This is a genomic window from Pseudomonadota bacterium (assembly GCA_027624715.1).
Lineage (GTDB): Bacteria > Pseudomonadota > Gammaproteobacteria > Burkholderiales > Eutrophovitaceae > Eutrophovita.
On record JAQBTV010000002.1, the window covers coordinates 40,388 to 66,661 of the forward strand.

General features: G+C 45.2%; 25 protein-coding genes. 11 read left to right on the forward strand and 14 right to left on the reverse strand.

All coding sequences use genetic code 11. The features are described 5' to 3' along the window. Nucleotides 1–50 precede the first annotated feature (50 nt). Both O3A65_01700 and O3A65_01705 read right to left on the reverse strand, forming a co-directional pair. Complete coding sequence (locus tag O3A65_01700) at nt 51–920, reverse strand: TauD/TfdA family dioxygenase (GenBank protein ID MDA1331174.1); 870 nt, start codon at nt 918–920, stop codon at nt 51–53. Nucleotides 921–972: 52 nt separating this feature from the next. Then, a complete protein-coding gene (locus O3A65_01705; protein MDA1331175.1) occupies nt 973–1,620 on the reverse strand; it encodes an MBL fold metallo-hydrolase in 648 nt (215 codons plus the stop codon). A gap of 242 nt (nt 1,621–1,862) precedes the next feature. Here O3A65_01705 and O3A65_01710 point away from each other — a divergent pair, with 242 nt between their 5' ends. From O3A65_01710 to O3A65_01725, 4 genes are all read left to right on the forward strand, one after another. Next, nucleotides 1,863–2,102 carry a FeoA family protein gene (locus O3A65_01710; protein ID MDA1331176.1) on the forward strand — a complete coding sequence of 80 codons (240 nt, stop codon included), beginning with the start codon at nt 1,863–1,865 and terminating at the stop codon, nt 2,100–2,102. Between the two features lie 16 nt (nt 2,103–2,118). Then, nucleotides 2,119–3,933: a ferrous iron transporter B gene (locus O3A65_01715; protein MDA1331177.1), complete on the forward strand. Its 1,815-nt coding sequence runs from the start codon at nt 2,119–2,121 to the stop codon at nt 3,931–3,933. A 6-nt stretch (nt 3,934–3,939) separates the two neighbouring features. Next, nucleotides 3,940–4,197: a hypothetical protein gene (locus O3A65_01720; GenBank protein MDA1331178.1), complete on the forward strand. Its 258-nt coding sequence runs from the start codon at nt 3,940–3,942 to the stop codon at nt 4,195–4,197. Between the two features lie 64 nt (nt 4,198–4,261). Continuing rightward, nucleotides 4,262–5,350: an NADH:flavin oxidoreductase/NADH oxidase gene (locus O3A65_01725; protein ID MDA1331179.1), complete on the forward strand. Its 1,089-nt coding sequence runs from the start codon at nt 4,262–4,264 to the stop codon at nt 5,348–5,350. A 10-nt stretch (nt 5,351–5,360) separates the two neighbouring features. On the opposite strand, the gene O3A65_01730 is transcribed toward O3A65_01725, so the two are convergent. The 3 genes from O3A65_01730 to aceE all read right to left on the reverse strand — a co-directional run bounded on the left by O3A65_01730 (nt 5,361) and on the right by aceE (nt 9,518). After that, nucleotides 5,361–6,149: a fumarylacetoacetate hydrolase family protein gene (locus O3A65_01730; protein ID MDA1331180.1), complete on the reverse strand. Its 789-nt coding sequence runs from the start codon at nt 6,147–6,149 to the stop codon at nt 5,361–5,363. Between the two features lie 92 nt (nt 6,150–6,241). Further along, the gene (locus tag O3A65_01735; protein ID MDA1331181.1) at nt 6,242–6,778 is read right to left on the reverse strand and encodes a TlpA disulfide reductase family protein; all 537 of its coding nucleotides are present in this window, start codon (nt 6,776–6,778) and stop codon (nt 6,242–6,244) included. Between the two features lie 43 nt (nt 6,779–6,821). Further along, nucleotides 6,822–9,518 carry a pyruvate dehydrogenase (acetyl-transferring), homodimeric type gene (gene aceE / locus O3A65_01740; GenBank protein MDA1331182.1) on the reverse strand — a complete coding sequence of 899 codons (2,697 nt, stop codon included), beginning with the start codon at nt 9,516–9,518 and terminating at the stop codon, nt 6,822–6,824. A 159-nt stretch (nt 9,519–9,677) separates the two neighbouring features. Between aceE and O3A65_01745 the strand changes: the two genes are divergently transcribed. Together O3A65_01745 and O3A65_01750 are read left to right on the forward strand one after the other, a co-directional pair. After that, nucleotides 9,678–10,151, forward strand: coding sequence for an Lrp/AsnC family transcriptional regulator (locus O3A65_01745; protein MDA1331183.1), 474 nt, complete (start codon nt 9,678–9,680; stop codon nt 10,149–10,151). Continuing rightward, nucleotides 10,148–10,729, forward strand: a complete 582-nt coding sequence (locus tag O3A65_01750) for a TIGR00730 family Rossman fold protein (protein MDA1331184.1) — start codon at nt 10,148–10,150, stop codon at nt 10,727–10,729. Before O3A65_01745 ends, O3A65_01750 begins: the two co-directional genes overlap by 4 nt. A gap of 2 nt (nt 10,730–10,731) precedes the next feature. On the opposite strand, the gene O3A65_01755 is transcribed toward O3A65_01750, so the two are convergent. Together O3A65_01755 and O3A65_01760 are read right to left on the reverse strand one after the other, a co-directional pair. Then, nucleotides 10,732–13,800 carry an efflux RND transporter permease subunit gene (locus O3A65_01755; GenBank protein MDA1331185.1) on the reverse strand — a complete coding sequence of 1,023 codons (3,069 nt, stop codon included), beginning with the start codon at nt 13,798–13,800 and terminating at the stop codon, nt 10,732–10,734. Between the two features lie 22 nt (nt 13,801–13,822). Further along, the gene (locus tag O3A65_01760; protein MDA1331186.1) at nt 13,823–14,896 is read right to left on the reverse strand and encodes an efflux RND transporter periplasmic adaptor subunit; all 1,074 of its coding nucleotides are present in this window, start codon (nt 14,894–14,896) and stop codon (nt 13,823–13,825) included. Between the two features lie 304 nt (nt 14,897–15,200). Here O3A65_01760 and O3A65_01765 point away from each other — a divergent pair, with 304 nt between their 5' ends. Beyond that, nucleotides 15,201–16,718 carry a sodium:solute symporter family protein gene (locus tag O3A65_01765; protein ID MDA1331187.1) on the forward strand — a complete coding sequence of 506 codons (1,518 nt, stop codon included), beginning with the start codon at nt 15,201–15,203 and terminating at the stop codon, nt 16,716–16,718. 38 nt (nt 16,719–16,756) lie between these two features. Further along, nucleotides 16,757–17,566 carry a glucose 1-dehydrogenase gene (locus O3A65_01770; GenBank protein ID MDA1331188.1) on the forward strand — a complete coding sequence of 270 codons (810 nt, stop codon included), beginning with the start codon at nt 16,757–16,759 and terminating at the stop codon, nt 17,564–17,566. Between the two features lie 64 nt (nt 17,567–17,630). Here the strand turns inward: O3A65_01770 and O3A65_01775 are convergent, their stop codons facing one another. From O3A65_01775 to O3A65_01805, 7 genes are all read right to left on the reverse strand, one after another. After that, nucleotides 17,631–18,497, reverse strand: a complete 867-nt coding sequence (locus O3A65_01775; protein MDA1331189.1) for an alpha/beta hydrolase — start codon at nt 18,495–18,497, stop codon at nt 17,631–17,633. 21 nt (nt 18,498–18,518) lie between these two features. After that, nucleotides 18,519–19,571, reverse strand: a complete 1,053-nt coding sequence (locus O3A65_01780; protein MDA1331190.1) for a zinc-binding dehydrogenase — start codon at nt 19,569–19,571, stop codon at nt 18,519–18,521. 28 nt (nt 19,572–19,599) lie between these two features. Then, the gene (locus tag O3A65_01785; GenBank protein ID MDA1331191.1) at nt 19,600–21,078 is read right to left on the reverse strand and encodes an aldehyde dehydrogenase; all 1,479 of its coding nucleotides are present in this window, start codon (nt 21,076–21,078) and stop codon (nt 19,600–19,602) included. A 34-nt stretch (nt 21,079–21,112) separates the two neighbouring features. Continuing rightward, nucleotides 21,113–22,039, reverse strand: coding sequence for a ketopantoate reductase family protein (locus tag O3A65_01790; GenBank protein MDA1331192.1), 927 nt, complete (start codon nt 22,037–22,039; stop codon nt 21,113–21,115). 55 nt (nt 22,040–22,094) lie between these two features. Beyond that, the gene (locus O3A65_01795) at nt 22,095–22,421 is read right to left on the reverse strand and encodes a VOC family protein (GenBank protein MDA1331193.1); all 327 of its coding nucleotides are present in this window, start codon (nt 22,419–22,421) and stop codon (nt 22,095–22,097) included. A gap of 66 nt (nt 22,422–22,487) precedes the next feature. Then, complete coding sequence (locus tag O3A65_01800; protein MDA1331194.1) at nt 22,488–22,760, reverse strand: enoyl-CoA hydratase-related protein; 273 nt, start codon at nt 22,758–22,760, stop codon at nt 22,488–22,490. 71 nt (nt 22,761–22,831) lie between these two features. Then, nucleotides 22,832–23,893 carry a tartrate dehydrogenase gene (locus O3A65_01805; GenBank protein MDA1331195.1) on the reverse strand — a complete coding sequence of 354 codons (1,062 nt, stop codon included), beginning with the start codon at nt 23,891–23,893 and terminating at the stop codon, nt 22,832–22,834. Nucleotides 23,894–24,065: 172 nt separating this feature from the next. Between O3A65_01805 and O3A65_01810 the strand changes: the two genes are divergently transcribed. The 3 genes from O3A65_01810 to O3A65_01820 are packed head-to-tail and all read left to right on the forward strand — an operon-like array spanning nt 24,066 to nt 26,256. Next, a complete protein-coding gene (locus O3A65_01810; GenBank protein ID MDA1331196.1) occupies nt 24,066–25,082 on the forward strand; it encodes an NAD(P)-dependent alcohol dehydrogenase in 1,017 nt (338 codons plus the stop codon). Between the two features lie 16 nt (nt 25,083–25,098). After that, nucleotides 25,099–25,626, forward strand: coding sequence for a thiamine pyrophosphate-binding protein (locus O3A65_01815; protein ID MDA1331197.1), 528 nt, complete (start codon nt 25,099–25,101; stop codon nt 25,624–25,626). A gap of 42 nt (nt 25,627–25,668) precedes the next feature. Next, nucleotides 25,669–26,256, forward strand: coding sequence for a thiamine pyrophosphate-dependent enzyme (locus O3A65_01820; protein ID MDA1331198.1), 588 nt, complete (start codon nt 25,669–25,671; stop codon nt 26,254–26,256). Nucleotides 26,257–26,274 lie beyond the last annotated feature (18 nt).

Sequence of the window (26,274 nt, forward strand, 5' to 3'; positions counted from 1 at the left end):
GACATGTTCTCTATAACGAATTTGTGTTATTGAATGTTATCGTTGAGATATCAGGCAGGATCGCCCGCTACTGTCGTTCTTCTCATATCTCGCTTCTCTTTCGTGTCCTCAAATCGCGTCGCTCGATGCATTGTGCGTCGGTTATCCCACATCACTAAATCATAATGTTTCCATTTGTGGGTATAGACGTATTCCCTCTGCGTGGCTATTTCAGTTAATTCTTCAAGAAGTAATTTGGCGTCAGCTATCGGCCAGCCCACTATTCGGCCCGCGTGTGACGCAAGAAATAGGGATTTTCGCCCAGTTGCGGGATGCGTTCGAACCAAAGGTTGTATTACGGGTTTGAAATCTTCTTTTTCTTGCTCAGTAAAATAGTCCATACCAAGCCGAGCACGAGAATACATAAGAGAATGCTCGCATCGAAGGTCCGCAATAAGCTCCTTCATTTCAGAGCTGAGTCGTTCATATGGTGTATGCATATCTGCGTATTGAGTGTCACCACCTTTGCTCGGAATTTCTCTGGCCGATAATAAGGAGTATCGCGCTGGATTTGGACGAAAAGCGCTATCAGAGTGCCATATTCTGTTTCCTAAATTAAAGATTCGTTGCCTTGATTCTGTTTCGTGAACTTCGTTATTTTTATTGAGGTTAGAGATGTCAGCTAACATATTGGATAGTCTGCGGTCCTCCTGTTTCGTAATATTGTTTTTAGTGTCAGCGATCTCAATTTCCCCAAAATATCGAGTGAATGCAATTTGTTGGTCATTCGAAATATTTTGATCTCGAAATACCAATATGCCATGTTGGTCAATTAAATTCTGAATTTGAGTTTGAATTGCTGGCGATAATGGCATGCTAATGTCCAGGCCTTTAACCTCTGCGACAAATAGAGAATGCATCGGTGTGATTGTTAGTGCCACAAATAATCCCATTTTGGAAATATTGGAATAGTACCCGTGATTTTAACCAAAATTAAATGCCCGTTACAAGGTCCCCTACATACGGGTTAGTCTGTCTTTCCCTTCCAAAAGTCGAAGTTGGTCCATGCCCAGGAAAAAATGTGACATCGTTGCCTAAGGGCCACAGTTTGTTTGTGATTGCTTCGATGAGCGTGTCGTAATCCCCTCGCGGGAAGTCGGTTCGTCCAATGGAGCCACTGAAAATCACATCACCGACAATCGCAATTTTTTCTTCGGGTGAAAAGAAGATAACATGGCCTGGTGTATGCCCTGGACAGTGCTTTACCAATAATTTAATTGCTCCAAATTCTACAGTTTCATTATCGTTTAAGTATCTATCGGGAATGAATGAAGAGGCATTGGGTAATCCAAATTGTTTGCTTTGCTCTTCGAGTTGGTCAATCCAGAATTGATCATCCTTGTGTGGCCCTTCAATCGAAATATTGAGCCGATCCCGAATGTTTTTACTGGCACCACAGTGATCTAGATGCCCGTGTGTGAGTAGAATTTTTTCTACAGCTACTGATTCTTCGTTGATCACGTCAAATATGCGATCAATATCTCCGCCAGGGTCAACTAATGCTGCTTTTTTAGTATTTTCACAAATAAGTAACGAGCAGTTTTGCGAAAAAGGGGTAACGGGGATGATTCTGATTTTCATCATTTGAGGGGATTTGTACATTTTAATATATCTAATTTTAAGTGATTTATGCGATTCGCGATGGCTTAACCTTGAGCTTGGCGGCGGAATTTAGCTGTCAGGCCAGTCTTTAAGCTTAGCTACTGTCCATCAATTTATATCCCTCAAGGCACTAATACGTTAGGAAGTAGGCAATTAATACAGTGATCTTTAGCAGAAAATGAATATATAATGAAAATCATTCTCATTTAGGTTTAGATGCTATGGATAAAAGAAAACTCTCCGATATGAAGCTTGGAGAGCAGGCGAAAATTACCAATGTGGTTCAAAATTCTGCAAATGATTCGATAGCGCGCAGGCTTAGAGTCCTTGGGTTTATTGAGGGAGAGGAAGTAAAGTTAATTACTTTTGGTCCTATCGGTCAAGATCCACTCCTAGTGCAAATCGGATTCACGAGATTCGCGCTTCGTGCGAGCGAAGCAAGTCGCGTGGAAGTTCAGTAGCTGACGGATGACTGGCATGAGAGTCGCTCTAGTTGGTAATCCAAATTCAGGGAAAACAGCGCTATTCAACTTGTTGACTGGTAGTCGGCAAAAAGTGGCTAATTACCCCGGAGTTACAGTTGAAAAAAAGTCGGGTTTGATGCGTTTGGGTGGCAATCAAGAATGGGAGATTTTAGATCTGCCGGGTGCTTACTCTTTTGATACCGAGAGTTTAGATGAAATCGTTACCAAGGATATTTGCTTGGGTAATGTTTCAGGTGAGAGATGCCCTGATGTTATTGTTTGCGTTGTTGATGCAACAAATCTAAGGTTACATTTAAGATTTGCTCTGGAAGTTAGGGCGCTCGGAATTCCGATGATTTTGGCGCTCAATATGTCTGATGCAGCAAAACGACGCGGCATAACAATAAATATTCAGGGGTTGTCAGAGCAACTTGGCATCCAAGTCATACAAACCATCGCTGTTCGTAAAAATGGTGCAGATCAGTTAATTAATGAAATAAAGCAAAACCTGCCCCAAATCTCGCCTTGGTTCGCTGACGATATAGATTATCACGAAGAGGCTAAAAGGCTAATTTTCTCTAATGTGGGGATGCCCAACAAAACTTCCCGTACGGATGATGTTTTAGATAGCGTTTTTTTACACCCAGTTGCTGGTCTAATCATTTTGGCGTTGGCTATGTTCTTGATGTTCCAGGCGGTCTTCTTCTGGGCCGCCCCGTTCATGCAGCTGATTGACGCAGGTATCAGCGGATTCGGACGTTTTGTGGAAATAGTTTTGCCGGAGGGGCCGTTGAGAGGGCTCATTGTCGAGGGTCTGATAGGTGGCGTGGGCAGTGTCGTAATCTTCTTGCCTCAAATTTTATTTCTATTTTTATTCATTTTAATTTTGGAAGAATCGGGTTATCTTCCACGAGCGGCATTTCTACTAGACCGTTTTATGGTTGGGGCAGGGCTTTCGGGACGTTCGTTTATCCCCTTGCTCTCTAGTTTTGCCTGCGCGATCCCAGGGATTATGGCAACCCGTACGATCCAGAATCAGCGAGATCGCATTACTACAATCCTTGTGGCGCCTTTGATGACTTGTTCTGCGAGGCTTCCCGTCTATGCGCTGTTAATAGCGGCTTTCATCCCAGATCAAACTGTTTGGGGGTTGTTTAATTTGCAAGGGATAACCTTGTTTGCCCTGTACGCTGCGGGAATCATCAGCGCACTTATCGTCTCATTTGTAATGAAAAAACTAAGACGTAGTAGCCTCCAGGCTGCGACGTTATTGCTAGAGCTCCCTTCGTATCGATTACCTAATGTGCGGGATATCTTGCTTGGGTTGTGGGAGCGTACACGTATTTTTCTTCTAAGGGTGGGAAAAGTGATTCTGGCAATCACAGTGATACTTTGGGTACTTTCAACGTATCCAACTCCTCCGGAGGGATGGGTTGGTGTCCCGATTGATTACAGTATTGCGGGTCGAATTGGCCATGCGATCGAATGGTTATTTCAACCGATCGGGTTTAATTGGCAAATTTGTGTTGCGTTGATACCCGGTTTGGCTGCTCGAGAGGTAGCGGTTAGCGCCCTGGGGACGGTCTACGCGATTTCAGCAAGTGTTGAGGATCCCTCGGCTCAGCTTTTACCAATCGTATCTGCCTATTGGAGCTTTGCAACCGGAATGTCCTTACTCGTCTGGTACATTTTCGCACCGCAGTGCTTAGCTACATTAGCAGTTATTAAAAAAGAAACACAATCATGGAAGGTTGTTCTAGTCGCCACGACGTATTTGTTTGGCTTGGCGTATTTGGCGTCCTTATTGGTCTACCAACTCTTTTCTTAGGTGCGGATGATGTCTTATCAGGTGATTGAATCTGTTGTTCTACTGTTGGTTGTATCGGGTAGTTTGATCTATCTCATGAATAGGTGGCTTCCCAATCAAAAGGTTGCTATTTCACAAATAGTTCTTAGATTTTTTCCGTGGGCTAATAGTTTCATAACGATACCCGATGCGGCGGCTGGTTTCCGAGGAACTAAGAGTGCCAAAGGTTGTTTCGGATGCGAACCTACGGGTGCTTGTGGAAAGTGCCCAACAAACAATAGTTAAAAAATTAGAGATATAAAGGCTTGAGTGTTACAAGTGACTGCAGTGTCTAAGTCAGCGAACAATTATGGCATCTAAACTTTTTTCCCATTTTCGGTTAGGCCCGATTGATTTGCTCAATAGAATCGTCGTCTCTCCCATGTGTCAATACATGGCTGAAGAGGGCAGGGCTAACGACTGGCATTTAATGCATTACGGCAATTTATCAATCGGAGCTGGCGGCTTGTTGATTTTTGAGGCAACACATGTTTCTGCCCAAGGTCGTATATCGCATGGGTGTCTTGGACTCTATGATGAAGAGACAGAGCGTGCATTGGCGCACGTGGTGACGTTTTGTAAAAAGCATGGTCAGTCGAAATTAGGCATTCAGCTCGCGCATGCTGGGAGAAAAGGATCAGCGAAAACACCGAAGATGGGAGGCTCGGCACTTAAAGCAAACGAGAATCCTTGGGAGACGGTAGCTCCAAGTGCGTTAGCGTTTACGGACGGTTGGCATGTGCCAAAAATGATGGAAACTGAGGATCTTTCCAGAATTAAAGCTGAATTCGTTGATGCGGCTAAGAGGGCGGTGCGTCTCGGGTTTGATGTTGTAGAGCTTCATGCGGCTCACGGGTATCTTCTTAATCAATTTACCTCCCCTCTTTCTAATAAGCGAACTGACACATACGGTGGGAGTGATTTGTCTAATAGGCTCAAATATCCCCTCGAGGTTTTTGATGCCGTCAAGGCCGTTGTTCCGGATCGTATTGCACTAGGGGCTCGCATTTCTGGATCGGATTGGGTGCAAGATGGTTTAAATCCGGAAGAGATGATTGTATTTGCGAAAGAATTACAACAACGAGGGTGTCACTTTGTTGATGTGACATCGGGTCAACTTGATCCTCGTCAGCAAATCGAATTTGCGCCCGGGTTTAATTTACCATTCTCGAAGAAGGTTAAGAGTGATACTACGATGGCAGCTATGGGTGTTGGTATGATTACAACGCCTGCACAAGCGGAAGAGGCGATAACTTCAGGTGCCGCAGACCTTGTCGCTATTGCGAGAGCGGCAATGGATGATCCTCGATGGTCATGGCGCGCGGCGCAAGCATTAGGTGTAGATATTGATTACGGGCCCAATTATCAGAGATGCCATCCTAGTGTTTGGAAGCGTTGAGTCAACTTTTTTAATCGAAGTGACAGATCGTTTTTCCAATTCCTGCTATTTCCATTTCCAATGTATCACCGGAATGTATAGGAAACATGATCGATAACGAGCCAGACAGGATGATCTCCCCAGCTTTAAGACCCATGCCTAGGCTCCCTAACATATTGGCAAGCCATGCGACCGCGTTGAGTGGGTGATCTAGCGTTGCCGCCCCAACGCCTGTACCGATTATTTCTCCATTTTTTTTTAACACCATGCCGCAAGTCGCCAGGTCAATACCTTTGATGCTCCTTTGAGGAGAGCCAAGCACAAAGGCTGCAGCTGAAGCATTGTCTGCTACTGTATCTTGAATTTTGATATTCCAATTTTTAATGCGTGAGTCTACGATCTCAAAAGCGGGCACCACGCAATCAATTGCGGTTATTACTTGATCCGTTGTGATGCCTGGTCCCATGAGATCTTTTCTGAGCAGAAATGCGATTTCTCCCTCTCCTTTAGGCTGACAAAATGTTTCGAAGGGTAGGCTTTGCGATTCTTTAAATTGCATCCCGGACATGAGGTGTCCAAAATCTGGTTGATTGACGCCCAACATGTTCATGATGGCTTTAGCAGTAATCCCAATTTTCTTTCCAACGATTGACTCACCTTGCAATAGTCGTCGATTAATCATGCTTAGTTGAACCTGATAAGCCTCTTCAATTGTAATGCCAGGTACGGAGTCCGTGATGGGTACAATTTGAGTGGCATTATTCCAAGCTTCGTATAGCTGATTTCCTAAGTCATTTATGATTGTCTTACTTAAACTCATTCTCAGTCTTACCAGTTGCGGATATTTTGAACTATTTGTTACTCATGATTTTAATCGGATTGTTAGCCTTTAACTTTGAGCAGAAATGATGCTTAACGGATACTTTTAATGATAGATACTATGTCGGGTTGTGACCAATCAATATCACCAACAATTTTGTAGACAATTTTATGATCTTGATTAAGCACAACAGTTGTTGGAAGTCCTATATCGATCCAAGCTCTGATGTTTTGAGCGCCAGGATCTATAAGTGTAATCTCCCCCTCGCCAATTTCGGCCCACTTTTTTTCTATCTGGGTTTTTGATTCTCCGTAGTTTACAAAGACGACTGCAAAATATTTTGCAGGCAATCGTCTCTTGAGTGCTAAAAGCGAGGGAATTTCTTTTAGGCAAGGGGCGCACCACGTTGCCCAAAAATTTAGGATGACTACTTTCCCTAAAAATTTTTTAAGACTGGTTGCTTCCCCTTTTAGCGTGGTGACGTTGAGGGTTGGGGGGGCTGGATTCTCTCCCCAGGGAACAAATTTGTTTATTGGCGCGCTGAAGGCGGTCGACACAAATAGACTGAACACAAACAAGCCAATTTTAAGCACAGCTGAACTGCAAAGGTCTGGACGTTCCCCCATCATTTTGATGACTACCAAGAGTGACTATAAACTTTTGTTAAACAAATTAAACGTCCCATGGGTTTGGTCTGTTGCCTTCAAGGCCATACTTTTGGATTGCTTTTGAGAGTATCTTTTTTGCAACTGCTCCATCATCAGCGAGTGCTTTGAGCGTTGCAAGGGTGATATGAAAGCGGTCGACTTCGTAGAAATCTCTTAAGGATTTCCTTGTATCACTTCGTCCGTATCCGTCGGTGCCTAAGGTTATATAGCGCCTAGGAACCCAGGTTCGGATGAGGTCGGGTACGGAACGCATGTAATCGGTTGTGGCGATGATTGGCCCCTTCGTGGCTTTAAGACACTGCTCAACCCAGGTACTTTTTTCTGCCACTTCAGGGTTGTACATGTTTTCTCGATCGATACTTAAGCCATTACGTCTGAGCTCAGTAAAGCTTGTAACGCTCCAAACATCTGTCGATACATTCCAGTCAGCTTGTAGTAGTTCTGACGCAGCCAAAACTTCTCGAAGAATTGTTCCTGACCCCAGCAATTGGGCATGCGCGCCTTTGTGTGTGTCGCACTCTTTGATGCGATACATACCTTTAATAATACCCTCTGAAGCGTTGTGAGGCATGGCTGGATGGAGGTAATTCTCATTCATTACTGTGACGTAGTAGAAAACATCGTCTTGCTCTTCGAGCATTCTTCTCATGCCGTCTTGAATAATAGTCACGACTTCATAACCGTATGTGGGATCATAAGCCACGCAGTTCGGAACGGTTGAGAATAAAAGGTGGCTCGAGCCATCTTCATGTTGTAGCCCTTCGCCTGATAGCGTGGTACGTCCGGCCGTTGCGCCGAGTAAGAATCCTCGTGCTCGAGAGTCTCCAGCTGCCCAGACTAGATCACCGATTCGTTGAAAGCCAAAGCATGAATAAAAAATATAAAAGGGAAGCATCGTGGTGCCATGTGTGGAATACGACGTGGCAGCTGCTATCCATGATGATATTGCTCCCGCTTCGGTAATACCCTCTTCGAGTATCTGACCATTTTTAGCTTCTTTATAGTAGAGCAGCTCATCCCGATCCTCAGGGTCATACAGTTGACCGAATGGGGAGTAGATCGCAACTTGTCTAAATAAGGACTGCATACCAAAGGTGCGCGCTTCGTCGGCCACAATGGGAACCACGCGACTGCCAAACTCTTTATTTTTTAATAACTGGGAGAGCATTTGTACGAATACCATCGTGCTCGACTGCGCTCTTTCTCCCGTACCGCCAGTGAGCTTTGCAAATTCTTCTAATTTTGGGGCGATTATAGGTTTTACGTGTCTGACCCGAGCAGGCAGGTAGCCGCCCAGCTTTTGTCGTTGGCCATGCAGATACTTCATTTCTGGTGTTCCAGCCTCAGGCATATAAAAAAGAAGGTTTTCTACATCTTCGTCGGACAAAGGAATAGAGAAGCGATCTCTAAAAGCTAACAACGCGTCATTCTCTAATTTTTTCTGTTGATGGGATGTCATTTTCCCCTGGCCCCAATGGCCCATGCCGTACCCTTTTTTGGTTTGCGCAAGAATAACTGTCGGCCTTCCTTTGTGGTTTACAGCGGCGTGGTAGGCCGCATAAATCTTAATCGGGTCGTGCCCGCCACGCTCGAGACGGTCAATATCTTCATCGGATAGATGAGATACGAGTTTTTGTAATTCTGGATATTTATTGAAAAATGCTTCGCGGTTAAATTGCCCATCTGTTGCGGCATATTTCTGGAACTCACCATCGACCGTTTCATGCAGTCTTTTAATGAGGACGTTATCGTGATCCAGCGCAAATAATGGATCCCAATCGGAGCCCCACATCACCTTGATTACATTCCAACCCGCACCTGCAAAAAGGCCTTCAAGTTCTTGAACAATAGAACTGTTGCCACGAACGGGGCCATCTAGTCTTTGTAAGTTACAGTTAACTACGAAAATAAGGTTGTCGAGCCCTTCACGCGAAGCTATCGAAAGACCAGCAATTGATTCTGGTTCATCCATTTCACCATCGCCTACGAAGCACCATACTTTTCGATCGCTATCGGCATGTATCTCTCTATTTTCGAGATATCGCATGAATCGCGCTTGGTAGATTGCAGTAATTGCGCCAAGCCCCATTGACCCTGTTGGGAATTGCCAAAAATCAGGCATGAGCCATGGATGGCAATACGATGATAAGCCTACTCCTCCGGTCTCTTGTCTATAGTTGGCAATATTCTCTTCGCTCAGTCGGCCTTCTAAGAAGGCTCGCGCGTAGACGCCTGGGGCAGAGTGGGGTTGAAAGTAAACACAGTCACCAACTTGCCCAGCTTTAAAGAAGTGGTTAAAACCGACCTCAAACAGATCGGCTGATGAGGTGTAGGTCGCAATATGTCCACCCAAATCGGAATTCACACGGTTTGCTCTGACAACCATGGCAAGGGCATTCCATCTGATGATGGCGGAGAGTTTGGCCTCAGTCTCGAGGTTGCCTGGGAATGGGGGCTGATCCGATAGCGATATGGTATTAGAGTAAGGTGTGTTAAGGATTGGCGGCATTGGAACGCGCAGGCGTCTTGCTCGCTCGATAAGCTTCATCAGTAAAAAGGTCGCCCGTTCTTCGCCTTGGATTGCGATCAGTTGATTGAAGGCGTCGATCCACTCTTGCGTTTCGGTGGGGTCTAAATCTTGGGGCAGTACACGCCAGAACGCGGATACATTCATTTGTTTCTGATCGGAGATGTCAGTCATCTAAACCTACTCCAGCCTTTGTGCTATAACGTTAAAATTCAGGCCCATATCATAGCTAATTTCTTTCAGCATGTGATTCTGTTTATGCTTATAAATAATGGTAAATAAAGCATAATCATGTTATAAATACTTCAAATACAAAATTTAATATTGTTTATTATGCTTGATGCAATTGATTGGGAGATCTTACGACTCCTCCAGGACAACGCAAGAATTACAAATGTTGAGCTCTCCAAAGCTATTGGACTTTCCCCTTCCCCGAGCTTAGCTCGAGTTAAAGCTCTCGAGCAGTCTGGATATATCAGCCAGTATGTGTCATTGGTTGATTCATTGAAGGTTGGGCTGAAGGTGAGTGTGTTTATCAATGTTGCATTAGAGCGACAAGTTGAGTCCGCATTGGAGCGATTCGAAGAGTCGATTCAGTCACGACCAGAAGTCATGGAGTGTTATCTCATGACAGGAGAATCTGATTATTTGCTAAGAGTCGTAGTTGCTGATATTCAGGCGCTACAGGATTTTATTTTAAATTTTTTGTCAAGGATACCTGGCGTTGGTAACATCAAATCAAGCTTTGCGCTCAAGCAAGTTAAGTACAAAACAGCTTTGCCATTGCCTGGAAAATATCACACATGATTCAGCGTATTGCAGTTTATTGTGGATCCAAAAAAGGGATCTCGAAACATTATGAATCTATGGCGACTCAGCTTGGTAGGGTTCTTGTCGAATCGGGTATTGAGCTAGTTTATGGCGGCGGTAAAGTCGGGTTGATGGGGGTTGTGGCGGATACGGTTATCGCTCATGGTGGTCGGGTGACTGGCGTGATACCACATGGACTATGCGGAGAGGAACGCGCACATCAAAACTTAACTGAGTTGGTGACGGTGGTAGGAATGCATGAGCGTAAAGCGAAGATGATTGATTTGGCCGATGCATTTATAGCGATGCCTGGAGGCATAGGCACGATGGACGAGCTCTTTGAGGCGTGGACTTGGTACCAATTAGGCATTCATGTAAAGCCGGTAGGGATCTTGAACGTAGAAGGATATTTTGACGGATTAATTGGATATCTCCATCAGATGGTAAGTAAGGAGTTTTTGAGTCAACGGCATCTGGATAGCTTGCATATTTCTCATTGTCCGCTTGACTTAATTAGCCAGATGCAAGCCGCTGAACGAGAGCTGGAAACTATTTGGGTCGCTGATAAAAAATGAACTTAACGCGAGAACGTTTTATAAAGCAGGGGGATCACAAATAACGTCATTAAGGTAGACACACCCAGCCCCCACATAATTGCCGACGCAATCGGTCCCCATAATAGAGAGTTTCCGCCAAGACCTAATCCGAGTGAGAGTAATCCTGCGATCGTCGTGAAAGAGGTAATCAAAATAGGAATAACGCGCCGACGTGCTGCGAATACGATGGCTTGAGTACTATTCATACCTTCTTTCCTGCGAGTATTCGCAGCATCGATTAGAACGATTGCGCTATTCACAGAAATTCCAGCAAGGGCGACAACGCCGTACATCGTGTATAGACTCAGCGGATGCTGCGTAATGATGAGGCCAATAACGACCCCTATAAATGTTAAGGGAACGGTAACTAGAATCATCAGTGGTTGGAAGTAACTTTTGAATTGTGTTCCTATCAATAAGTAAATGAGACTGATACCGAATAGGAAAAGTAACAGCATGGCATCTAGGCTTTCTTGTATATCGTCCAATGTACCTGAGAAATCGAGCGAGACATTAGGGTGATCTAACTTGATTTTTTCCCATTCATTCTTAATGAGACCATTAACTTCTATTTCGTTGATTTTTTCTCGATCAATATCCGCTTCAAGCGTAATGGTTCTTCGAAAGTTGTGATGTTGAATGCTCTCGCTTGACCTTCCTGTTTCGACATGTACTAATTCTCGCAACGCGACCTGCTCGCCCGAGGGCGTTGAAATCGAACGGGATAGAAGTTCATCTATTCCCGCTAAGTCGTTTGATTGAGCTTTAACACGAACCTCTATTTTTTCACCTTCCGATTGTAGGAAAGTGACGATTTCACCATCGACGAATAATCGGATTGATCGAGTTACCGATAGGGGGTCTATTCCGATCTGATTGATTGATTCGTAATTAAGTTTCAAATTTAATTCGTTTCGACCTGGACTATCGTCACTACTGATATCCGATACAGATTCGATCGTGCCCAGAAAGTTTTGCAAGTGAGAGGTAACCGCTCTTAAGTCCCCAAAATTATCACCTCGGATTTTGACGCTAATAGGTTTGGTGAGAGGAGGTCCTCCCGAGATGCGGGTAAACGTTACATTCGCGACCCCATTGTTAGTGCCTACCTCAGCCCTCATGTCTTCGATCACCATATCTACTTCCCTAAGATTGCCCTCATGCGGTTTGAGGCTAACAATCACCTGACCATAACGGCTTTCATAAAGCGGAGCAGTATCCGTATATTTGATACCCGCTATTGATGTGATGGCACGTTCTTCTTCAGGAGAGACGTGATTTCTAACTTTTGCTTCGATCTTTTTAGTCCATCGCATGGTCTCTTCTAATGGGGTGCCAGAGGGCATATCAACGTTGACATAAAAAATACGTATGGGATCAAAGGCGAAAAATTGAATCTGCACGAAGCCCGCCACGCATGCATATACCGCGATGGCAAAACTAAGTCCCGTAATTGATAAAAATGTTTTTGGCCATCTGATAGCAAACAGGAGTGCTTTGCTATATCTGTGTCGTATCAATCGTGTCTTACTTTCTCTGATGCGGTGCACGCGGGATTTACTGTTTAAGTTTAGCTTCATAGCCATGATGTGCGCGGGTAGGATCCAAAACGCTTCCAATAAACTAAATGCAAGTGCCAGCGTCACAACAGCGGGCACCACGAGCATAAATTTCCCCACAATTCCAGGTAGCAGCATGAGTGGCAAAAAGGCCGCAACTGTTGTGAGTACAGACGTCAGTACAGGGGCAAAAACTTCTCGCAACCCTTCTATAGAAGCTGTAGCTGCGTCAAACCCTCTTGAAAGTCGATAGTAAATTGCCTCTACAACAACAACAACGTCATCCACCAACATGCCTAAAGCAATTACGACCCCAAGGAGTATGGATACGTTAAGTGTCCAACCAATGGCATAAATAACGGCGAAGGTTCCTGCAATTGAAAATGGAATACCGAGGCTGATCAAAATGGCCATACGACTACCGAGAAAAGCCCAAGTTGTTACGAGGACCAATAACAATCCAAAGCCGGCATTGGCCTGCATGACGTTGATGGCTTCTTTGGTCGGAATGGTTTGGTCGTCCACTAAGTTCAGACTGATACCGTTTTTAAAAAGAGTGGTATTTTTTTCATCAAGATAAGCGCTAATACGATCAACCAGATCAATCGTATTCGTATAGCTTTTTTTGGTGACTGATAGAAGTATGCCGTGTTGCCCATTTTGGCTAGCAAGTTGAATGGGTTTTTCTCTGGATGTCGAAACGTTAGCTACTGCTGATAGTGGGACATAATCGGCGTTTTTAATCAGCTTAACCGGAATGGAATTCAGAAATTCCGGGTCATTTTTTTTCCCCACTAAACGAACTAGCCAATCTTGGTTGCCCGCCGTGATGCCGCCAGCAGAAACGTCTTGAAACCACGCAAAGACCGAATCTGCAACATGGGTTGGGGATACTTGATGTGCTTCTAATTGTCTAGGATTGAATTCGACGAGCAATTCTGGGTCATGTAACCCAACGGCAAATACGTCATCTACCCCTGATAACCTTTCTAACTCATCACGTACTTGACGTGCCGAATTGCGTAATAGTTCGTCATCAGCTTGACCTAAAACTAAAACCATTGCCGATGGAAAACCGTTGGATGTCGTCACTTCTATAATGCGTGGATCACTGACTCCAGCTGGCAATTCTTGACCGGCTTTGTTTTGTATTTCTCGACGCAAATCGTTAATACGTTTATCAAAGGTTGCGCTCGAGAGATCTTGAAAACGTACCAGTATGGTGGAAACGCCCTCTTGGCTGCGCGATGACACATAACGAATGTCCGAAACTTGTCGAATTGCATCCTCTAGTGGCTGCGTTACCAATTTCTCTATATCTTCGGTTGAGGCACCTCTCAATCCAGTAGTGACATTGATCCAATTAAAATTAATTTCTGGATCTTGCTCTCTTGGTATCGAGAGATAACCACCAATGCCCATGAGTATGACGATCACAAATGTCAAGTTTGCGATCACATGATTGGATAAGAATTGCTTAATCAGTGACATGATTTAGCGGGACATTAATAATTTACTGACCACCAGAAATCGAAACAGGTTGGCCGTCTTGCAGTCTATATTGATCTTGATGAATCACTAAAGTTTCGAGTGGAAGGTTAATGAATGCTGGGCTTCCCTCTAATGCATGAGGAAGTGCCAAGAATCTTGCTTTCCCCGCGGTGTATGTAAATAAGCCTAGTTGTCCATTTCTTTTAACTATTAAACTCGCTGGCGCATGCGGTTTATTGGTGTACCACATAATGGTTCCGGCTGACCCTATTGGTGGTTTCTTTTTCAGAAACCGTAAACGAACCTTTTGATTGCGGTCTTTCTCGTTCACCACGGAAACGATCCGCTTAATTGTTACAGGGTAGGATTGCTCGCTACTTATAAACTTAACGGAGGAGCTGGCTCTTAGAGATTCAACATCTCTAGGTTGAATTTTGGCTTCAACCTCTATTTTCTCAAGATCGCTCAATCGTAGCAGAGAAAAGCCTGGTGTTGTAATTTCGCCAACTTGGCCCAACCGTTCTCGAATGATCGATTTAAACGGCGCTCTAATCGTACATTTTGCTACCGATCGCTTTGCAGCCTCATACTGTGCTCGATAGAGGGCGACCAAAGATTCAGTGCTCGCAAAGTCGGTTTCCTTCACGTTTAGCGCTTCCGAAGAAATGAATCCTTTGGAGACTAATGCTTGCGCTCTGTCTAGTTGTCTTTTGCTGAGATCAAACTTAGATTGAGCGGATGTCAGATTTGCTTCTGCCTGTTGCAATGCAATATTGTGATCTGTTGGATCTAGCTTGATTAAGACATCACCTTTTTCAACCACTTGACCTATTTCTACGTTGATGGCCAAGATCCTAGCGGACACCTCTGCAGATAATCTACTGTCGTTAAGTGTTATGACGGACGCGAAGGCGGTCGTGCTTGGGTAGGTCACAATTTCTCCCAAACTTATGACTGACACATTAGTTGATGCTGCATGCGCAGAAATGAAGAACCCGCCGACAAAAAGTAGAAGAATTCTCCCTAATAAATATATGATTAAGATCTGTCTTACTGATGCCACAAACGTATTGTCATTGTTAAAATAATATTGCATTGCTTTAATTGCTACAGTTATTACGTTTGATTAGGCGGATATTTGTGCTTTGCAAAAATGGTGGCATAAGTTAAAAAAAATAGTATTGGCTGTATTAGTGTTAGCATTCTTTAATTAATTCAAAACTAAAAAATATTTAGTTAGGAGAATACATTATGAACGTTCTAACCCTCATGTGCATTATCGTCGTCGGCTATTGGGTAATTGCTATGACCTATGTAGCTAGAAAATCAGATTGGGAAAAATGAAGTATCTAAGTGCAATTTAGTCTCGTTTTAAATTTTTTTTAGAGAGCAAATAATCTATGGATACGTATATCGGAATGTGGGGATGGGGTTTATTAGCCGCGTCTATATTGATGTTTATCGGTATTGGTTTTGCGGGGATGAAGAAAACCAAAACAGACGAGGACTTCGCGGTGGCTCGTGGCGCTTATGGCCCCGTAACGTTGGCATTTGCTTTTGCCGGAACAATCGCGAGTGGGGCGACGTTCATGAGTGTGCCGGGAATGGCTTATTCCAAAGGTTTCGCAGCAATTTGGTATCCTGCGACATATCCGATTGCGATTTACTTAGGGATGCTTTTAGCGATCAGACTGATTAAGCGTGCTGGAGATAAGTTTCGCTCAAATTCACTGCCTGAATTCTTGGGGCAGCGTTATAACAGTGACTTTTTGAGAATTGGGTTTGCGCTCGTCTCGATTTTGCTGGTGTATTATATAGCCGCTCAAATTGTTGCAGCAGCTACAATATTTGAGGTATTACTCAATCTAAATTATAAAGTTGGAGTTATAGTCAGTGTTGGGGTGATTGCCCTTTATGTTGCTATGGGCGGTTCTCATGCTGACATTATGACGGATGGCATACAAGGTGTAGTGATGGTTTTGGTCGCGCTTTTCATTGCCGTGATATTTTTCATGGGTGTCGGTCTCGAAGGTACGGGTCCATCGGTCATTAACGACGCCTTGGTCCTGCAAGACCCGAGTTTGGGTTGGGATAACTACTTTAAGGAGGGTGACTTATACTTCGGTAGTTTCTGGTTGGTTACATTGCTTTTCGTTGCGCACCTCCCGTTCGCTATGAATCCACATGTCGGAAAGTTAGCGTTTGCGCTCAAAGACCCCAAACAAATTCGTACATTCATGCTAATCGCCATTCCAGTCGGTTCCATCTTAGGCTTTACTGTTTTGGGTGGATTGCACGCTCGAGCATTATTTGGTGCAGACATTAAACCTGATGCGGCCATTCCTGTTTTATTCACACAACTCTTACACCCGTTTTTTGCTGGACTCTTAGGCATTGGTGTGTTGTCAGCCATTATGTCGACGGCTGATGGCCTATTTATCTCCATCGCGGTTATTTTCAGTAACGATCTGTATAAAAGGACCTTTGCACCAGTCATCCATAAACACAAATCCAAAGAGCAAATTGAACAAATAGCGCTCAATATTTCTCGAGTTGGCGTTGTTTTGGTTGGCGTGGTGGCTTGCTGGCTAGCGTGGGAACCACCGCAGTTTTTGGTGGTGTTATTGTGGATTGGGGTTGGTGGCATTCTCTCCGGAGCAACGGGACCTCTCTTGATTGGTGCTCTGTGGAGAAGGGCTACTAAGGCTGGGGCAATTGCCTCATTCTTGGTGGGTGTGTTTGGTTTTGGAGCCAGCATCATCTATTGTTATGTGCTTAAAGATGAGCCCTATAAAAATCCGTTTTCGATCGCAGGCCTATGCATTATTGCGGCAGCAGTCACGATGATCGTGGTGAGTCTATTAACAAAACGTTTACCACAAGCACACGTTGACGATATGTTTGGTAAGTCAGCCTGATACTTGAGGTGACTTAGTTCGGTAGTGGTAAATCGGGAATGGAGCATGAAGTCACGACGGATCAGCTCATGACGGATCGGTTTTCCATGTCTTCTTTTCGACTTGACGGGCGAGTGGCGCTGATAACAGGAGCTGGCCAAGGCCTTGGTGCGTCGATTTCCATGGCTTATGCTAAGGCCGGCGCGTCAGTTGTTTTACTTGGGCGGACCGAAAGTTACCTACAAGAAAATGCTGATTCCATACGCCAGAATGGTGGTGAGGCCTCTGTAATCGTCTGCGATGTTACGAATGACAGAAACCTACGCAGTGCGATAGGCGGGTTATCACGTTTAGATATTCTTGTTAATAATGCGGGTACAAATTTTCCAGAACCTTTTCTCGACGTCAGTGACGATCATTTGGATATTATGCTTGATTTAAATGTTCGGGCTTGTTTTGTAGTTGCGCAGTCAGCAGTCCAAGTGATGCTGAAGTCTGCAGATTTAGTTGAGAAAGGTGCGAGTGTCGTCAATATGTCCTCGCAGATGGGGCATGTGGGTTCTCCGAATAGGACTGTTTATTGTATGACCAAGCATGCGATTGAGGGGCTCACTAAAGCGATGGCAGTCGAGTTGGCTGATAAAAATATCCGCGTTAACAGCATTGGCCCAACATTTTCAGAAACACCTATGGTCAGGCGTATCGTAGATACGCCTGAGAAGAAAGACTTTGTCACTTCTAGAATTCCAATGGGTCGTTTGGCCAAAATGGAAGATGTGGCTGCCGCTGCTGTTTATTTGGCATCTCCGGCAGCGGGTATGGTGACTGGCACGCACTTGATTGTTGATGGAGGCTGGACCGCTCAGTAGAAGAGCTAAGCTTGGTTTGATGCTCCATCCAAAATTAGTAGGTTTCGGAGTGGTAGTGGATCCGTCAGAAAAAATCATTTAATGCCTTAATTGTTTGTTCGGGTTCTTCTTCGGCCAGGTAATGTCCGCAATCAATCTCGAAGCCTTGAACAGTGCTTGCCCATGATCGCCAGATATCGAGAGTGTCATACCACTGTTCTAGTTTTGCTTGTTTCCCCCATAGAGCTAATACTGGGCAGGTTATTTTATTGCCACTCTTCTGATCGGCGAGATCATGTTCACAATCAATTGATATGCCAGCTCGGTAGTCTTCACACATGGCGCGAACGGTTTCAGGATTTTTAAAGCATTTGAGATAGTCATCAACAGCTGCTTCCGCAAAGAAGTTTCTTGTTGGCCGATTGGTATGCCAGTGCCAAAACCATTCAGAGTTTTGGTTTATTAGAGTTTCGGGTAATGGGCTGGGTTGAGCCAAGAAAAACCAGTGGTAATACCCTAAGCCAAAGTCTGAATTGGAGCGCTGGAACGATTCCAGTGTGGGAATAATGTCAAGAACGGCTAGTTTTTTGATACTGGCTGGATGATCTAGTGCCATTCGGTAGGCGACTCGACCGCCCCGGTCATGGCCGGCAACGCTGAATTGTTTAAATCCGAGTTTTCTCATTACCGCAATCTGATCGCTAGCCATAGATCTTTTGCTGTAAGCCCCATGGTCAACAGACGATGCAGGTTTGGAGCTTTCGCCGTATCCAGTTAAATCGGTGGCGACAACGGTAAAGCGTTTACTGAGCTCGGGAGCGACTAAGTGCCACATGACATGTGTTTGTGGATTACCATGCAACAACAGAAGAGGCGGGCCATCTCCCCCTATTCTTAGTCGTATCGAAACATCCTCAACTTCGATCGTTTTTAATTGAAATCCTTCAAACATAATGTTGACGTATGTTCAGTTCTAAGAGGGATCAATGACGCCTTTTCCAGAATGTTGCAGATCAAATAGCTCGTAGGCCTCTTTCGCTTGATCTAACTTCCACTCATGTGTGAAGAGGGCATCTAACGAAATTTCTTTATCAGCCACATACTCAGCACATTTAGCTTGTCCAACTTTTGAGAAGGTCCAGGAGCCAATGATTGTGACCTGACGTCTTAACATATCGTTACTGACATTCAGTGTCACGATATCCCCTTCACCAACAAAGCAAGCTTTACCCCAAGTGCGCACGCACTGCACCGCTTGCGTGCGTGCGGCAGGAGCGGATGAGCAGTCCAGAGAGGCGTGTGCACCACGACCGTGTGTTGCGTCACGGATCGCCTGAACCACATTTTCTGTTTTGGCAGGGTTAATCAGTACATCAGCTCCAAATCCCTTTGCTCGTTGTAGGCGTTCTTCACTTGTATCAAGGGCGATTACTCGAGAGCCCATTCGCGAGGCAAGGAAGGTGGCAGATAATCCTACGGGACCTTGGCCAAAAACTGCGATTGTCTGATCGCCCATCAGTTCCAGTCGTTGTAATGCACCCCAGGCTGTACCTGTGCCGCAGGAGATTGCGGCTCCTGATTTAAATGAGAGTTCGTCAGGGAGCGCTACAAGCGTCCTTGCGGGACATTTCATATATTTAGCATGTGCACCATGCCCGGTTACTCCGAAAACTTCCTTGACTCCATCAACGCAAAGTTGTTCCCATCCCGTTGAGCAATGATCACATGAACCACAACCACGGTAGTGGTGCTGCATGACTCGCATACCTTTTTGTGCAACATTTTTTGGTACCCCTTGACCAACAGCAACAACAACACCGCATGGTTCGTGACCAGCGATGATAGGCCCATCAAAATCGCCCAGACCAAGGGACGAGGCCCCTCCCTCTGCTCTATAGAACTTTAGATCACTGCCGCACATGCCAGACGCTTTAATCTCTAAAACCACCTCTCCAGGTCCTGGAGTTGGGTCTGGAAAGTTTAAGATTTCTAGTTTTTTCTTGCCGGGGAAAACGATGCCTTTCATAATGAAACTCCCTAAAGAATATGTGTTGTTATTTTAGGACGAATGGATTTCCAGTTTTGGCCCCTATGTTGATCCAAACACTCTTTGTCTGTAGGTATTGATAAATCGCTTCAATACCGCTTTCCCGGCCCACACCGGAATCTTTGTAACCCCCGAATGGAGACATGTAGCTCACTGCGCGATACGTATTCACCCAAACTGTTCCTGCTTGAATTTTTTCTGACATCCTGATGGCTCGACCAATGTCACTGGTCCAAACTCCAGAGCCTAAACCGAATCGAATATCGTTTGCAATTTCGACCGCTTCCTCTTCGTCTTTGAACTTAATCACAGAGAGTACCGGTCCGAATACTTCTTCTTGCGCGATCCTCATGTCATTTGTAACCCCTGTGAACACAGTTGGCTCGATGAACCATCCATCACCGCATTCTGGTCGGGTGGCCGCTGTGCCACCGAGGGCCAAATTAGCACCTTCATTTTTAGCCACATCAATATAACTAAGAACTTTGTCGTACTGTGGTTTTGTGGTGATCGGTCCTACCTGGGTCTCGGTACTCATGGGATTACCCATGCGAGCAGTTCTAGCAAGCGCAATGAGCTTTTCCATGAATTCGTCATGAATGTTTTCCTGTAAAAGCAAACGCGATCCAGCAATACACGTTTGTCCGGTTGCTGCAAAGATGCCTGATACTGCACCGTTAACCGCATCCTCTAAGTTAGCGTCGTCAAAAACAATGTTAGGGGATTTTCCACCGAGTTCGAGTGTGACCCGTTTAAATGATTTCGCAGCTACTTGATTGATGGCTCTTCCAGTAGCATCAGAGCCAGTAAACGCAATTTTTCGAACGAGCGGATGAGAGGTAAGTGGTTCGCCGACGTCTTTTCCATAACCCGTAACTACGTTGACAACGCCGTCTGGAAAGCCTGCCTCTTTAATGAGTTTGATAAACTCTAAGGTGGATGCCGAAGTAAACTCTGAGGGCTTGATCACGACTGTGCATCCTGCCGCTAACGCTGGTGCCAGTTTCCATGCTAGTAATAGCAGCGGTGAATTCCAAGCGGTGATCGCGGCGACAACGCCGAGAGGTTCATGGCGTGTGAAATTGAAGTAGCCTTTTTTGTCGAGCGGAATCACTGAGCCTTCAATTTTATCGGCTAGGCCGCCAAAGTAGTAATACCACTGAGGAACGTAGTTGACTTGACCTAGCATTTCTGCGATTAGTTTTCCGTTGTCTTTCACTTCCATTTCTGCAAGTTTTTGCGCGTCTCTAGCGATTAGATCACCGAGCCTATGAATTAGCATGCCACGCTGACTCGCGGTCAATTCTGACCAAGGGCCGCTGGTAAATGCTCGATGTGCTGCCTGCACAGCCCGATCCACATCTGCTGGGCCACCTGCAGCCACCTGTGCCCAAACTTTTCCAGTGAAAGGGTTAAAGCTGTCAAACCATTCGCCTGAAGCCGCTTCGATAAAATCACCATCTATGTACATCTTGAATTGTTCCATCCCCATCTCCTGTTTTAATTATCTTGAATGACTTTTAACGGACACCCATTTGTTTTTCTTTATTTCTTACTAAAGCGCTGATCGCTGAATTAAACGGAGTCTCAACGCTTACTTGTAATCCGACATTCGGTATTGCACCGTTAATGGCATCGATCTCAGACATCCGCCCCGCTAAGTGATCAAGCAGCATCGACGGTTTAGCGTTTAGTATTTTTGATCCGAAATTTTTGACATATTTGATAGGATCATCAATTCGAACATTAATGTTTTTAGCCATCGCAACGTTAAAAGCTTCCCGTGCACAATTCGACGCGCAAATCCATGCGTCCGCATCTTCCATCACCTCTCCTACTGTGAGACCTGTTATCGTACAAGTCCCCGAGAAGCACACGTTGCAGATTAGTTTTTCCCAGATTAGTTGGTCAATGTCATCAAAGCACTCTACGCGAAATCCGCCGGACTCCCACGTTGCCGCAATCGTGCGGAGTCTATCGGTCACTGGCCCAGAAAACTCACCCAACCTAACGAGTTCCCAGCCATTGTGGTGGGCGTACCCTGGTTCTTTAATGGACGCGCCGAAGCCACCAACCACACCAATTGCTACTTTCTCAAATCCTAGTATTTTTGCTGCGGCTTCAGGACCTCCTAAGCCATTTTGAATCGAGAGTACCACTGTGTTGACACCCATCAAAGATACGGCTGACTCTGCGGCGGCCCCTACATGCATTGCCTTGGTCGCGATGATGACTAGGTCACACTCTCCAACTTCACTTGTATCTGTTGTGGCATTTAGTTTGACAATTCGAGATCCAGATGCGCCCTCTAAGCGCAAGCCATTTTTTTTGATCGCTTCTACGTGATCTTGCCAGGTATCAACTGCCCATACGTCATGACCTGCGTCAGCCAATAGGGCAGCGTAGACGCTGCCCATAGCACCGCACCCTAATATCCCGATTTTCATAGTTTTCCCTTCAATCTACTGATTAAAGTGTAATGGTTGGTGGCGCTAGCCTAAATCAAACGCTTGCGTTTTCTGCGTAGATTTCAACACAATTGCCTTCAGGGTCGAGTACTTGAAAGGATGTGAACTCAGGTCCAACTTTCAGTGCCTTGTCGAACCGATCTCTCCACTCATGCAGTTTTGCCATATTGCGCACTCTAAATCCGAGGTGAAGCACTGCAGGTTGGTTGATAGGGGTGCCTTGTTGGAACGCGATTAAGATCCCATCACCTCTCACCACATGTTGATCTGCTGCTAACTTGAAGGTTTCAGCGTACCATTTCGCCAGATCATGAGGGTTTTGAGACGGGATATTGGCATGTTCTAATCGGAAATCAGACACGATATTTTCCTATATTTATAGTTAAAATTGAAGGGCAAATCTCTTCTAGTCTTTTTTGGTGACTGCCTACATTGAAGCTTGAATAATCCCAATTTTAAATTGGTCAAGTATCCTACAACGATGGATGCCTATCTGTCCAAAAAAACTAAGAGTTAACCATTTGACGGATTGCTTTAGGCTGCCCCCAGCAGAAAATACGGCCCTACTTCCATTGATGATGGCGGCTTTAATTTTTTTATTCGAATCAATCTTATCCCAGATACTGACAAATTCATCAGCTGCGGTATTGCCCGTCAGTGCATTACGAGTTTCTGGCTCATTCATCGCCAAAGTTACGATATGCCCCTCTTCTTGAATATTTAGGAATTACGATATTCGATATCCTCTAAGCACATTGAACTATTTGAGGTTTACGTAAATGAATTGGCAATCGCTTTACCAACATCGGAGGTTGCAGCTGATCCGCCAAGATCAGGAGTAACAGGACCGGAAACCAAACACGCTTCAATACTATTGGTGATCGCTCTAGCGGCAGCGTGTTCGCCAAGATGATCTAGCATCATTGCGCCCGACCAAATTTGAGCGATTGGGTTTGCGATATTTTTGCCATAAATATCAGGAGCTGAGCCATGCACTGGTTCAAATAGGGATGGAAAGTTTCGCCCAGGATTGATGTTTGCAGATGGCGCTATACCAATGGTTCCTGCAGTGGCTGGCCCAATGTCTGAGATAATATCGCCAAACAAGTTAGAAGCGACGATAACATCGAACCGCTGCGGATTTAAAATGAGTTGGATTGTGAGGCCATCAATGTGATATTGGTCTGTAGTGATGTTTGGATGTTCAGCCGACACTACTTTAAAGCGTTCATCCCAGTAGGGCATGGTGATCGCAATACCATTTGATTTGGTAGCTGATGTCACATGTTTTCTATCTCTCTTTTGCGCTAATCCGAAAGCGTATTGCATGATGCGGTCTACACCTTTTCGCGTAAAAACTGACGTTTGTGTGACCGTCTCTCGATCGGTGCCTTCGAACATTCTGCCGCCGATGGAAGAATACTCACCTTCGGTATTTTCACGAACAACCAGATAATCGATGTCACCTGGCTTGCGATCGGCTAATGGACACTTCACTCCTGGTAGGAGTTTGACTGGGCGCAAGTTTACGTATTGGTCAAATTCCCTACGATATTTAATTAAAGAATCCCATAACGCTATGTGGTCAGGTACTGCGGCGGGCCAACCATTTGCGCCAAAGAAAATACAGTCATGTCCTCCGATGTCCTCTCGCCAAGAGGGGGGCATCCACCAACCGTGTTTTTCGTAGTTGTCGCAGCTCCAATCAAATTCATCGAATTTGAGTTCGAAGTTGTATTTTCGAGCGACAGCATCTAATACCCGCAACCCCTCAGGCATGATTTCTTTTCCAATGCCGTCTCCGGCAATCACCGCAATTTTGTAAAACTTCATAGGGAGCGTCCTTTTACGATTCTTATTTGGTTTATAGTGATCTTTCCAAGATCTGCGATAACAATTATTTTAAACTGCTTCTGGGATTTGCGACAAAAAATAAAAACAGTCGCGCCGCATAATCAGTGCGAATATCCAATTGGTTGCCGTTATTAAATATAAAGGAGTGTAGGTGTCAGAGCTAATGCGAGCAGTAGAAGCTGTCGATTTTGCAATTGATGATTTGCGTCTTTGTGAGAGAACCAAGCCCTCGGTGCAGAACGGAGAAGTCTTGATCAAGATAGAGGCAGCTAGTCTTAATTATCGTGATCTGGCAATTCTGGACCAAAAATTCATGCCGCATTTAAACCTACCATACGTCCCGTGTTCCGATTGTTCCGGGCAGGTAGTCAAGGTCGGAGATGGGGTTACCCGTTTTAAGGAGGGGGATCGAGTAATTCCAGTCTATACGCAAGGGTGGTATAGCGGAAAACCGACTCAGCAGCAGCGCACGACAAAGACACTCGGTGCGCCGCTCTCAGGGGTGTTGCAAGAGTATATTGTAGTGCCAGAACAAGAGGCGGTTACGGCCGCTGCTTCTCTTACCGCTAGGGAGTGCGCAACGCTTCCGATCGCAGCCCTCACGGCATGGAATGCCCTAGAGCAGGGCGGAATTAAGTCCGGAGACACGGTGCTCGTTCAAGGAACGGGTGGTGTGGCTTTATTTGCGTTGCAGTTTGCAAAAATGGCTGGAGCCAAAGTAATACTGACATCATCTAGTGATGAAAAACTTAGCCAAGCGAAGCAGTTGGGTGCTGATGTCGGGATTAATTACAAAACGCACAGTAATTGGGCCGCACTGGCCAAAGATGCAACCGGAGGTAGAGGAGTAGATATTGTTATCGAAACAACTGGTTACACCTTATCTGAATCATTGTCGGTAGTATGTTTTGGTGGATTCGTCGCCGTGATTGGTTTTGTGGGAGGCCATGAGGCTACGATTTCTGTGAAGTCTCTACTGGGCCCTTTTATTCGCGTGCAGGGGATAGCGGTTGGATCGCGACTGCAATTTGAAGCCATGGTGCGTGCTATCGACTATCATGGGATTAAACCCGTTATTGATTCGAGTTTTCGTTTAGAAAATGCTGCCGACGCGTTTAGGCATCTCAAGTCTGGCAAGCATGTCGGAAAGATCGTAATAGAGATTTAATCTATAGTTTTGAGCCATGAACATGAACCTTGCGAACCACTGGAGTAAGACGGTATTCGATTTGATATGCGAGCAAGACATTTCTATAGTGAGTTTTGTCCCAGATGCAGGTCTATCTCAGTTGATTGATTTATGTGTATCTCATGAAGGTATCCAAACCGTTCGGCTAACCTCGGAGGAGGAAGGTATTTCTTTGGCAATGGGAACCTGGCTTGGTGGAAAAAAAAGTTTACTGTTAATGCAATCCAGTGGAGTAGGTAATTGTATCAATATGCTCTCTATGTTGAATACTTGTCAGGTGCCGCTTCCCATGATCGTGACCATGCGTGGTGATTGGGGCGAATTTAATCCTTGGCAAGTGCCGATGGGTCAGGGGGCAGAGCATGTCTTGAAAGAGATGGGCGTTACAACGTTTCGAGCACAAAAAAATGACGAAGTCGCGGAATGCGCTGAGGGTGCCATACGATTTGCATTCAATACCTACAGGCCGACAGCCGTACTGATTGATCAACGGGTTTTAGGTGCGAAAACTTTTGGTCGTTGATCGAGCCTTTGAGTGGAAACTTAAATTGCCATAAGGACGTGGATGATATTATTAAATCGCAGACAAGTGGTTGAGCATTTATTACGGTCTAGAGGTGATCTTCTTGTGGTGGCCGGTTTAGGTGCGCCCGCCTGGGATATAACGGCGGCTGGAGATCATCCCTTAAACTTTCCAATGTGGGGTGGAATGGGTGGTGCATTAGCTACGGGACTTGGGCTTGCATTGGCTCAACCAACCAAGCGCGTCTTGGTGGTCACAGGTGATGGTGAATTATTGATGGGGCTTAATTCGCTTGCGACGATAGGTGTGATTCAACCTACAAATCTTGCGATTGTTGTTTTAGACAATGAGATTTATGGTGAGACAGGAAAACAAAAAACGCATACTGGATTTGGCGTTGATTTGGCAGCGGTTGCAAGTGCGTGTGGATTTACAAATTCTTCTATAATTACGGATGAAAATGAACTTACTTCTCTTAAAAAAGAAATAGACGGTTCTGGCTTAATGTTTGCTCAGGTTAAGGTTGATCCTAAATCAGATGAACTAGTGCTCCCACCTCGTGATGGGGCGCTGTTAAAAAACCGATTTAGAGAAGCCTTGCTTGGGGATCAATGTCACTTCTCTAACTGAGACGCTCGTCTTCTGCGT

What these genes read in the sequence shown, in the direction of transcription:
- O3A65_01705 (MDA1331175.1), bottom strand. Translation starts at nt 1,620, where the DNA reads ATGAAAATCAGAATCATCCCCGTTACCCCTTTTTCGCAAAACTGCTCG.
- O3A65_01710 (MDA1331176.1), top strand. Translation starts at nt 1,863, where the DNA reads ATGGATAAAAGAAAACTCTCCGATATGAAGCTTGGAGAGCAGGCGAAA.
- O3A65_01715 (MDA1331177.1), top strand. Translation starts at nt 2,119, where the DNA reads ATGAGAGTCGCTCTAGTTGGTAATCCAAATTCAGGGAAAACAGCGCTA.
- O3A65_01720 (MDA1331178.1), top strand. Translation starts at nt 3,940, where the DNA reads ATGATGTCTTATCAGGTGATTGAATCTGTTGTTCTACTGTTGGTTGTA.
- O3A65_01725 (MDA1331179.1), top strand. Translation starts at nt 4,262, where the DNA reads ATGGCATCTAAACTTTTTTCCCATTTTCGGTTAGGCCCGATTGATTTG.
- O3A65_01730 (MDA1331180.1), bottom strand. Translation starts at nt 6,149, where the DNA reads ATGAGTTTAAGTAAGACAATCATAAATGACTTAGGAAATCAGCTATAC.
- O3A65_01735 (MDA1331181.1), bottom strand. Translation starts at nt 6,778, where the DNA reads ATGATGGGGGAACGTCCAGACCTTTGCAGTTCAGCTGTGCTTAAAATT.
- aceE (MDA1331182.1), bottom strand. Translation starts at nt 9,518, where the DNA reads ATGACTGACATCTCCGATCAGAAACAAATGAATGTATCCGCGTTCTGG.
- O3A65_01745 (MDA1331183.1), top strand. Translation starts at nt 9,678, where the DNA reads ATGCTTGATGCAATTGATTGGGAGATCTTACGACTCCTCCAGGACAAC.
- O3A65_01750 (MDA1331184.1), top strand. Translation starts at nt 10,148, where the DNA reads ATGATTCAGCGTATTGCAGTTTATTGTGGATCCAAAAAAGGGATCTCG.
- O3A65_01755 (MDA1331185.1), bottom strand. Translation starts at nt 13,800, where the DNA reads ATGTCACTGATTAAGCAATTCTTATCCAATCATGTGATCGCAAACTTG.
- O3A65_01760 (MDA1331186.1), bottom strand. Translation starts at nt 14,896, where the DNA reads ATGCAATATTATTTTAACAATGACAATACGTTTGTGGCATCAGTAAGA.
- O3A65_01765 (MDA1331187.1), top strand. Translation starts at nt 15,201, where the DNA reads ATGGATACGTATATCGGAATGTGGGGATGGGGTTTATTAGCCGCGTCT.
- O3A65_01770 (MDA1331188.1), top strand. Translation starts at nt 16,757, where the DNA reads ATGGAGCATGAAGTCACGACGGATCAGCTCATGACGGATCGGTTTTCC.
- O3A65_01775 (MDA1331189.1), bottom strand. Translation starts at nt 18,497, where the DNA reads ATGTTTGAAGGATTTCAATTAAAAACGATCGAAGTTGAGGATGTTTCG.
- O3A65_01780 (MDA1331190.1), bottom strand. Translation starts at nt 19,571, where the DNA reads ATGAAAGGCATCGTTTTCCCCGGCAAGAAAAAACTAGAAATCTTAAAC.
- O3A65_01785 (MDA1331191.1), bottom strand. Translation starts at nt 21,078, where the DNA reads ATGGAACAATTCAAGATGTACATAGATGGTGATTTTATCGAAGCGGCT.
- O3A65_01790 (MDA1331192.1), bottom strand. Translation starts at nt 22,039, where the DNA reads ATGAAAATCGGGATATTAGGGTGCGGTGCTATGGGCAGCGTCTACGCT.
- O3A65_01805 (MDA1331195.1), bottom strand. Translation starts at nt 23,893, where the DNA reads ATGAAGTTTTACAAAATTGCGGTGATTGCCGGAGACGGCATTGGAAAA.
- O3A65_01815 (MDA1331197.1), top strand. Translation starts at nt 25,099, where the DNA reads ATGAACATGAACCTTGCGAACCACTGGAGTAAGACGGTATTCGATTTG.
- O3A65_01820 (MDA1331198.1), top strand. Translation starts at nt 25,669, where the DNA reads ATGATATTATTAAATCGCAGACAAGTGGTTGAGCATTTATTACGGTCT.